Here is a 9,554-nt window from a genome sequence, read left to right as displayed (position 1 = left end):
AATTTAATACCCTCTATAAATATTTATATTATAGCGATAATTTTAAATTATAGAGCAAAAAAATTGAATGTAACTTTTAAATAAAAAAGGAATATTTTTTTTGGGTTCAGGTCGTTAATTACTATGCCTCTGAAGGTGAATTGCCTAACTTTTTCATATCTTCAAGAACCTCTTTCAACTTTTCTAAATTGTGCTGTTCCTGAGTATTGGACAATAGCTGATCAAAGTCCTGAATAAGTTTTAAACCATAATCGGCATGCTTTTCGTACTTTTCATGCAAGGCATCTTCTTTAGCTTTACTGTCAACAAACTCCTTTCTGCTATTGGACATTTTTTTATAGCTGGAGGCCAATTCCTGCTGTACGATATCCAATCTCCTTAACCGCTTAATAAGAACTCGCAAAACACTGTTAGCAAAAGCAGGGTGGGTATTAATCAAATTTTGAAACACTTGCTGATCCACCCTATAAAGAGTTGTGGACTCCAAAGCGGTAACGGAAGCACTTCTATAATCTTCATCTATTAAGGTATATTCACCAAAACACTCACCTCCTGATAAAAAGCTAAAAACATGGTCTTCATCATGCACCTTCACACGGCCATCAACAATAATAAACATCGAGTCTCCTAGTTCCCCTTTATTAAAAATGACCTCATCTTCTTTCAGACTCAATGTCTTTATCTCAGAAGCAACTTCTTCCAAGTGCTTATCACTTAGTAGAGAAAAAATCTCCACCTGTTGAATGATCTTCATTCTAAAAAGTAATTGCCTGTCATTGGGCTTGCTGGATTGTTCCGAATTGGCATTGGAGGCGCCTGAGACCGTTTTTCCAATATTAGACACTGACTGATGCGACTCAGGTGAATGAATTGACTTCATACCAGCAATTATTTCTTTGCAGGCATTGGCCACCTTATTTACCTGATCTCTATAAAAATATGGGTTATTGCCTCTGCCATCATCCTCTGGTAACAGTGGCCTGTTCACACCTGGCAGCTGATATATGAAATCAACACTTCGCAAGTGGCTATTCATAATATCGAATATCAGCTGTTCATCGCCTACTTCCAATTCATGAATCTTTACAGGGAGAATTCTATTGGCTACATTACCACTCCTAAGTTTAATCTCCCTTCCGAAGTTGTCATTCAATGACAGGGTATTAAATGCGATGAACTCATTCTTCCATGCAAAGCTATTAACATCACAATAGGTCTGAGAAAGTACAGGGATAAAAATGAGGCTTTTGATCTTAGATGACAAAGATGAATCCACATTATGGGTGTCAAGTAATCCATCAGTCGTATTTTCATCAAAATAGACCGAAATAGCCTCTTTAAAAGTTGCTTCCAGCTCTTTTTTCAAATTGTTGACAAACGTAGTAACCCATCCGTCATACTTATTGTCTTTATGACGATAGCTAATAAATATATCATATTCGTAACCTGGTATTACTGAAGGCATAGTTTTCTTTTAAAATTAGTGCATTTATAACAACATTTGGCTATTCGATTAAAAGCCTTAACAAATTATATCATGCCAGATGATAAACTGGAACTGATCTATTTTTATCTATTTCAAGTCGACCCGCATAATCAAACTTCCATTTTTCATTTTTTATCGCTACGCAACTTGTGAAATTTTCTGTCAAGGTCGTTTTTCCAGATGGTATGGCATTTAACAATTGCATACCCATCTCCATATTAGGTCCGGTAGCTGGTTCATCAATAGCTTTTATAGTGGCATGACTTGCGTGTAAAAGAATTGACGGAATATTCAACTCATTATAATTTACCACTTCATTGTTATAAACCTGCTCAATTTCTTCAGCACAGTCTATCGCAGCCACTTCATTTTTAAAGTGAATTGATAAAGTATTTCCCTTACTGTAATTGGCATAAAGTAATGCTGAATTTAAAGTCAAATATTCATCTAATCCATCTGAATATATTCCTGCCTGAGCATCATCATCGCATTTAACAAGGAGCATATAGCTTAAAACAGAACTCTCATCATAATTTGGCGCACTCGCTGGCTGAACATCTGTTACTGAGCCAGTGCCAGCCTCAAAGTAACGATCAACATCTACATTATAGGTTTTCAAATCCTCTGGCCACAAATCCAACAAGTATCTGGTTCCTCCTGTTTTAGATTCAAGGCTTACAGAAGAAAGTACAGTCAATAAATTTGCATTGGAATCAATTTGAGAGGCGTGCAAAAGCCCTCTTCCCACCAATACTTTACTCAAAAAGTCAAAATTATCATTCTTACCATTGAACGGTGCTTCACTAATATATTCTGCCTTCACTTTTTCAAGCACAGCATGATACCTATCTTCCCATTCACTACCTGCAAAGCGAACGCTGACATCTAAGAAGTCTTCTTCCATAAAGGGAATTAAAACGTATAATGTTTTATCCTGTTCAAGCATTTCCTCAGCAAAAAGTATATCAGCTCCGCAGGCTAAAGAGCAGTAACCTACTTCAATATTCATAGTACGTATGGCTGATGCAATAGCATCTTTTACATTAGGGACCATAGATGAGGTAAAACGTGGTTCTTTACGGCCAGGTTGATCGATCATATGACCTGCAAAAACTGTAATAACTGGCGGGCTAAACAGGGACAAAATGTCCTTTGGCACCATGGTGTAGTGATTTATCAGCCATAGTTGCTTATAAATGGCCCCTAATTTACTCCAATCTTTATTCAGCGATTTTCTAGTTTCAATATATAACCTCCTACTTTCATCTCTGTTTTTTAACAATAAATGCGCCTCACCGAGGGTAGCCAAACTCCATGTATCATTGGGATCTTCCGTAAGGTTTTTAATGATCTCTCGAGCAATTTCCTTGGCGCTCATCCCCTTCCCAGACATCTGCAGCATAGATGCAGCATTAATACCAGTATAATAATTACCTGTTTGCCTATAGCTCTTTTCATAAATATCGGCTGCGAGATTGCCATACTTTTGATCCATATGCTTAGCGAAAAGGCGTTTGTATATTCCTCCCATTATGCCTGCAACTTCGGGGTTATCTTTATGAGCATAATAGACAGGTTCAAAAAAATCAACGGCTTGCTGTAAAGCTCCAGAACGAGAATAAGACAAGGCAAGCAACTCTTTATACTTTACATTTTCAGGATCATCATGAAGTGCATCTTTAAGATGCCTATTTGCTTCAAAGTATAAACTACTGTTAATCAAATGCTCTATTTCACCAACTTCCATATAGTCCTAATTGATATTCTGCATAAGATATTATTTAAAACTGATTATATGCAAATATTCGATTAAATGTTTTCACATTGATTTCCAATAAACCCAACATATGAGAATAAAAGAAGTTTCACTTCTTTAAATAAAGAACCACACATTGTCAATTAACTCGGCCAATATTGAAAATCATCATTAGTTTACTAACTTGATAAAAACCAATTAATTCAAGCCATGAAAAATTTTAATGTTCTGTTAATCATATTAGTAGTTATAACCATGAGCTGCGAGGCTCAGATTCCTAATAAAGAGGAGCAAATAGCAGGAGCTGTAATGGCTGCCCCTGAAGAGAAACGAGCAGAAGCCACCGTGATGGGTTTTGATGAAAATGGAAAGTTAGTGGTAATAAGACAGGGCACTAATGAATTGATTTGCCTGGCTGATGATCCTAATAAGGAAGGATTTAATGCATCATGCTACCACAAGGATTTGGAGCCCTTTATGGCCAGAGGCAGGGCCTTAAAAGAAGAAGGCAAAGAAAGGCAGGAGATATTTGATATAAGAGAGAAAGAGGTTAAGGAAGGCAAACTTAAAATGCCTGAAAATCCCACTACTCTACATGTACTCTCAGGAGCTGAAGGAAAGTATGATATCGCTTCAAGTAAGGTTACTGGCGCTAGCTTACGATATGTAGTTTACATTCCATTTGCTACTCCGGAATCAACGGGCTTACCCATTCGCCCACTTGTTCCTGGTGGACCATGGATAATGGATCCGGGAACACATAGAGCCCATATAATGATTACTCCTCCTGCAGAGAATTAATTCAAATTAAAGAGCAGATATCTAATTCATCTGCTCTTTAATTCTTTCCTCCTGGTACATTCTATTTTGTATGGTGCGCACATAGTCGCGTGCATCTTTATTTCCAAAATCAACATAAGACTTTTGTGCCCACTCTTTTGCCTTAGGCAAGTCACCCAGTACTTCATAGGCTATGGCAGTGTTATAGGCTAACTTTCCAGCTTCTTTGGCAGGTGCCCTACTAATACCACTCTCCCACTTGTCAGCAGCCTCCTGCCATTTATTAACATCAGCTAATCTGCTTCCCTGCTCCAGTTCAATAGCTTTCTTAGACTTTCCATAAAACATTCTTGAAATCCTCACGGGCATTGGTGCTATCTTATAGGCGTAATCTTTGCCAACACCTCTACTCAAAGCTCTTGTAGCTGCAGATTTATCTATCAACTGCGCCATAGCATCTTTTAAAGTTGCACCCCCTGCAGACCAGGTATTTGAATTATTAAGGAGCTGCTGATCTACTATGGTCTGTGCAATAGGATCATAAAGTCTTATGCCTATTGTTATGTTACCTATACCTTCAGCGTAAAATTCATCAACCTCAACTTCCTTTTTCACATCACCTTCAGTAACGGTCTTCTTAACTTTTCGCTTGCCATTGGTCACCACAAAGTCAGTATCAAACATTTCAATGGAAACAATAGCATCAGTACCATACTTGCTACAAAGCTTGTTTACCTCATTCCATGATAGCTGGGCAGGAAAGGCAGAGGTTACACTATTTCCATTTAGTCTTTCTGTGGCCAACTTGGTTGAAAACCTTGGTGAGTATGACAACTGCTGTTGAAAAGAATTCATTAATTCCTGAACCCCAGCAAGGTCTTCTCCTGGCATTTCACCCGTAAGTATTCCTTCAATAATATTAACGGCATTCTTGTTAAACTTTGTGCGATCCAAAATCAAAAGTGAGTTAACCTCTGGTGGAAATGTAATTTCTGCCGGACGCATGGCATTCATGGTCACCGTTCTCGTTCCGGAACATGAACCGATAACAATGGCAATTAGGGTAATAACAGGAAGGGCTAGCTTTTTCATGGTTCCGAGATGTTGATTTATATATAATTTAGTAAAATTTATTTAATGTCTGTGAACAGTCATTTTATAAATCTGCAAACAAGCTTGATGCCATTCTTCATTTTCTCAAATAATTATATCTTCTTTACGTTCGTAAGCTTTGAGATTATTTGTAATAACCATATTCTTTACTTTTTCGCTGCTTCTGGGGTGTAACAATTCTAAGTACATCACGGTTAAGCATGTTAAGCCTATCAACAGAAACAGGTATTACAATCCTAAAAAAGATAAGCGCAAGAAGAAGGTGAAATATGTGAAGGTGAAAATCCTTAAGAAGTCTGCTGAGGTAAAACCAGCGAAAGTAAAGCCACCAAAAAAGAAAAAGATCAAATCAGATTCTTTGAACACCCTTGATTCTGTTGAAGACATAGAAGAAACTACGGATGAGCAAGACAGCACAGGATTATTTTAACGAAGCAACAACACTCTGCCAAAACAAAGAGTACAAAGAGGCCTTACCCCTATTTTCAAAAGCGATCAATCTGGATGGAGGCAATCTCAAATTCAGATATGATCGGGCCAAGGCTCATTTTAAATTAGGCCAGTTTGATGCCTCAATTGCAGATTTTAATGTATTAATAGAGAAAGAACCGAACAATGGTTACTTTTTGAGCGAAAGAGCGGTTGCATTTCATTTGAATAAACAGAATGAGATGGCCATGGTTGATCTAAACAAGGCTGCAGAGCTTGAGCCCAATAAGCCCTTTCGGTATTCTAGCAGAGCATATATTAAAGAAAGAATGGGTGACCTTAAAGGAGCCATTGAAGATTACGAGCGGTGCATAGCTTTAGACCCCGATGATGCCATAGCACATAATAACAAAGGCCTTGTGGAAGAAAAGCTTGGATACAAGGAGCGCTCTAAGGTGAGCTTTGCAAGAGCAGATGAATTGGATCCTAACTATGATAAAGAGAAAATTGAAAAGTCAAAGCAAGAACGAACCGAGTTAAATAACCCGCAGGCTGAGGAAGCCACTAATGTGGAAGTATCTGATGACAAACTTACAGTCAAAGGATATCTTAAATCAGTGAAATCTTTAGCCTCTGACAAATCAGAAAGAAAGCAGTTCTTCAAATTCATCAAACAAATATTTAAGGCCGAAAATTGAAGCCATTTGTTTCCATTATTCTGCCAGTCTTTAATGCTCAGTACTCGCTAAAGGCAGCCATTGATAGCATTATTCATCAGACTTATACTGATTGGGAATTGATCATTGTAGATGACGGCTCTACTGACAATTCAATTAAAATAATTCAATCAATTAATAATGAGAGAGTTATATACTACAAAACTGAGAATAGAGGAATAGCCAAAGCTTTAAATTTTGGAATTAAAATGTCCAATACAAACATCATCTGCCGGATGGATGCTGATGACATTTGCCATCAAGAGAGGCTGGAAATGCAGTTTAATTATCTTCAGGAACACCCCGAAGTTGGAGTTGTCTCTTCATTAGTTGAATTCAATGGCAATCGTGAAGCCAACGCTGGTTACGCCTTGTTTGTTGATGAAATCAATCAAATTATAGGTCGACAATCCATATTAAAAAAGCGATTTACCGAGTCACCTATTGCGCATCCATCAGTGATGTTCAGAAAATCGCTTGTCCACAAATATGGTGGCTACAATGAAGGTGACTTACCTGAGGATTATGAGCTCTGGCTGCGATGGATGCATAACGATGTGGTTTTTGAAAAAGTCAACTCACCGCTTCTTCATTGGCATGATTCAGCAGCCCGGCTTTCTCGTACTCATGCCAATTATGATTTAGAGAAGTTTTATGCGCTTAAGATCAAGTATTTGGCTCTGTACTTCGTCAAGCAACAAATACCTTCTGACAACCTTTGGGTTTGGGGAACCGGACGTCAGATTAACAAATGGATTGCTTTGCTTAAGAGATATGGTCTGGACGTTAAAGGACAAATAGATGTAAAAACTACCTACCTTGACGGATCGGTCATTCACTTTACTGAACTGGCTAAAGAGAAGCATCCCCTCATCATTTCTTTGGTAAGAGATAGAAATGGTAAAAAACGAATAGAAGCCTATTTAAAAGAACAGGGTTATAATGAAGGCAAGGACTTCTTTATGCTTAGTTAGTAAGCCCCTTTAACAGGTTATTAATATTTCTTTTGAACAGCACGTTGATTGGTGATACCTGACGAAGATGGGCCATCACGATGGAACCATACATCAATGTCATAAATACCAATGCCAATTCCTTTGTATCGCTCTTTGTGGTGATTTGACTTTTGAAAACAGCCTCCAGCAGGAATTTCTCCATCATTTGTTGTAATGACAGTAGTTCCACTTTATCAGCCATCAAAGAAGGATGTAAAATCTCTCTTTCAACAGTCTTTAATGGGAATGGTGCTGGAGGTCTTTGTAGTGATGTAAGATAACTGATCAAACTCAAGATTAGACCAGGATGCCTTTCATATGCAATGGCCATCTTATCAAACAAATAATGAACACCATCAAGGCCTTCGCGGTTTTGTTGATCTAGCTCAACGACCCTGTCAAGACACCAAACACGCAAATAGTAAAGTAGAATATCCTCCTTCTGAGGAAAGTATTTGAAGAAGGTTACTTTGGAAACATCGACCTTTTCGCAGATATCATCAACATATAAGTCTTTAAATGACTTTTTACCCACAAGATTAAGCGTGGCATTTAAAATATCTATTTTAATCTTGGCTGACTTAGTTTCTCTGATGCTTGCTTCCATTTGAAATTACTTTACTCAAGTAAGTTAAATGAAATACTTAAGAAATAAAGTTAAAAAACAGACAAAACCTTACGTGTGTTGCTTGTACTAGTTCTTAACAATTGTAAACTCTACACGTCTATTTAAAATACGCTTTGAAGGATCCTCGTTGTCAGCAATCGGTCGGCTACCGCCATAACCCTTGCCTGAAATGCGTCTGGAAGAAATACCTTTTCTTACCAAATACTTTTTCACTGCTTCTACCCTGTCTTTAGAGAGTTGAACATTGTATTTAGCAATACCTCTATTATCGGTATGCCCCTCAAGCCTAATCTTTACCTTTGGATTTTCTTTCATAAACTCAGCAACAAGGTTGAGCTCAGGATATGATGACTCCAAAAACTCAGCTTTTGACTGTTGAAATAGCACATCTTTAAGGTTAACAGTTGTACCTACTTCAATAGGGTCTAATAAGAAATTCATCTCAAAGGCATTAATCTCATTTGATTTTAGCTCCAGCACCTCCTGATGGCTTATGTAACCAGGAGCTTCAACACGAATTAGATAGTCACCAATAGCATCAATTTTTAATGCATAGCTTCCTTTCTCAGATTTTATGGAATTGATCATGGTATCATCTGTGGTCTTTAAAGATATTTTAGCTTCAACAGCCTTCTTATCTTTCTTGCTTTGCGTATTGCCATAAAGCGTTATTACCTTATCATCAAATACTGGCAGGTTTTCAGCAATAGTTACTCCTGTTGGTTCTACCATGACTGTTGTATCTAATGGTGTCGGCTTATCTGATTCAGGATCGATATAAATTCTAAGATCGCCATAACCATCACTATTAAGTGTTGAGGTATAGAAATAGGTATTGTTATACAAATGAAGACCGAGCTCTTTACCCTCTGCATTTAACTCAGTAAAGGGTGCAGGAGCACTCCAGTTAATCCAGGTGTCATCAAGTCGTTCTGAATAATAGATATCTGTTCCACCAGTAGAATTGTGCCCATTAGAAGAGAAATATAATGTCTTATTATCGTCAGAAAGAAACGGTGAAAACTCCTGAAACTTAGTATTGATGGTTTGCCCAAGATTCTTTGGCTCTGACCACTGGCCATTTCCCTTGTTCATGCATACATACAAATCTTCTCCTCCGGCACTGCCGTAGCTTTCTAATGACACTACCATAACAGCCGCATCATCCGTAATAGCACCACCATGGTACTCAGAGGTATTTTTATAATATGGCACATTGATATTTTCAGGAAAAGACCATCCTGAAGTAGTTTTGGTTGATCTTGCTATCCCTTGCGTCTTAATCAGGCTATTGTCAGCAGAATAATGATTGAACAGATAGATAACATCACTGCCACCAACAAATCCTAAAACACCGTTCCAACCTCTATTATTCAGCCTCTTTGCATTAATAGGCTCAGACCACATACCATTAGGCATCAGATTGCTGTACCAAATGTCTCCTAAGTCTATAGCACCGCCTACATTTTCCGGGTGTCTGCTTCTAGTAAAATAAACCGTTCTTCCATCAGGTGACAGCACCGGATTTTGTTCATCATAAATACTATTGATTTTATCAAAGGGGTCAACAGATTGAGCGAATAAAGAACCAAATACCAACGAAAAGACAAGAACTGTCAGAGAGCTTTTAAACATTTAAAACGAGAGGTTT

Annotated in this window: 9 protein-coding genes; 4 read left to right on the top strand and 5 right to left on the bottom strand. The window is 37.8% G+C overall.

Annotated features, from left to right (window positions below):
- Positions 1 to 121: 121 nt before the first annotated feature.
- Positions 122 to 1,465 (bottom strand): Crp/Fnr family transcriptional regulator, encoded by a 1,344-nt coding sequence (locus E1140_RS14050; RefSeq protein ID WP_155184997.1) that lies wholly within the window; start codon positions 1,463 to 1,465, stop codon positions 122 to 124.
- Positions 1,466 to 1,535: 70 nt separating this feature from the next.
- On the bottom strand, positions 1,536 to 3,233 hold the full coding sequence (locus tag E1140_RS14045; RefSeq protein WP_155184994.1) for a TRAFs-binding domain-containing protein: 1,698 nt from the start codon (positions 3,231 to 3,233) through the stop codon (positions 1,536 to 1,538).
- A gap of 219 nt (positions 3,234 to 3,452) precedes the next feature.
- On the opposite strand from E1140_RS14045, the gene E1140_RS14040 reads away from it, so the two are divergent.
- Positions 3,453 to 4,043, top strand: a complete 591-nt coding sequence (locus E1140_RS14040) for a hypothetical protein (RefSeq protein ID WP_155184991.1) — start codon at positions 3,453 to 3,455, stop codon at positions 4,041 to 4,043.
- 21 nt (positions 4,044 to 4,064) lie between these two features.
- On the opposite strand, the gene E1140_RS14035 is transcribed toward E1140_RS14040, so the two are convergent.
- A complete protein-coding gene (locus tag E1140_RS14035) occupies positions 4,065 to 5,114 on the bottom strand; it encodes a DUF6340 family protein (RefSeq protein WP_155184988.1) in 1,050 nt (349 codons plus the stop codon).
- Positions 5,115 to 5,253: 139 nt separating this feature from the next.
- Here E1140_RS14035 and E1140_RS14030 point away from each other — a divergent pair, with 139 nt between their 5' ends.
- The 3 genes from E1140_RS14030 to E1140_RS14020 are packed head-to-tail and all read left to right on the top strand — an operon-like array spanning position 5,254 to position 7,254.
- Positions 5,254 to 5,565 carry a hypothetical protein gene (locus tag E1140_RS14030; RefSeq protein ID WP_155184985.1) on the top strand — a complete coding sequence of 104 codons (312 nt, stop codon included), beginning with the start codon at positions 5,254 to 5,256 and terminating at the stop codon, positions 5,563 to 5,565.
- Positions 5,537 to 6,262 carry a tetratricopeptide repeat protein gene (locus E1140_RS14025; RefSeq protein WP_155184982.1) on the top strand — a complete coding sequence of 242 codons (726 nt, stop codon included), beginning with the start codon at positions 5,537 to 5,539 and terminating at the stop codon, positions 6,260 to 6,262. The genes E1140_RS14030 and E1140_RS14025 overlap by 29 nt, the downstream gene beginning before the upstream one ends.
- Complete coding sequence (locus E1140_RS14020; protein WP_155184979.1) at positions 6,259 to 7,254, top strand: glycosyltransferase; 996 nt, start codon at positions 6,259 to 6,261, stop codon at positions 7,252 to 7,254. Before E1140_RS14025 ends, E1140_RS14020 begins: the two co-directional genes overlap by 4 nt.
- Here the strand turns inward: E1140_RS14020 and E1140_RS14015 are convergent.
- Together E1140_RS14015 and E1140_RS14010 are read right to left on the bottom strand one after the other, a co-directional pair.
- Entirely contained in the window at positions 7,247 to 7,882 is a 636-nt protein-coding gene (locus E1140_RS14015) for a TetR/AcrR family transcriptional regulator (protein ID WP_155184976.1), read from the bottom strand. The genes E1140_RS14020 and E1140_RS14015 overlap by 8 nt on opposite strands.
- A gap of 87 nt (positions 7,883 to 7,969) precedes the next feature.
- A complete protein-coding gene (locus E1140_RS14010; protein WP_155184974.1) occupies positions 7,970 to 9,538 on the bottom strand; it encodes an OmpA family protein in 1,569 nt (522 codons plus the stop codon).
- Positions 9,539 to 9,554 lie beyond the last annotated feature (16 nt).

This window comes from Fulvivirga lutimaris (assembly GCF_009711525.1).
Taxonomy (GTDB): domain Bacteria; phylum Bacteroidota; class Bacteroidia; order Cytophagales; family Cyclobacteriaceae; genus Fulvivirga; species Fulvivirga lutimaris.
This window is presented reverse-complemented; position numbering and strand designations above follow the sequence as displayed.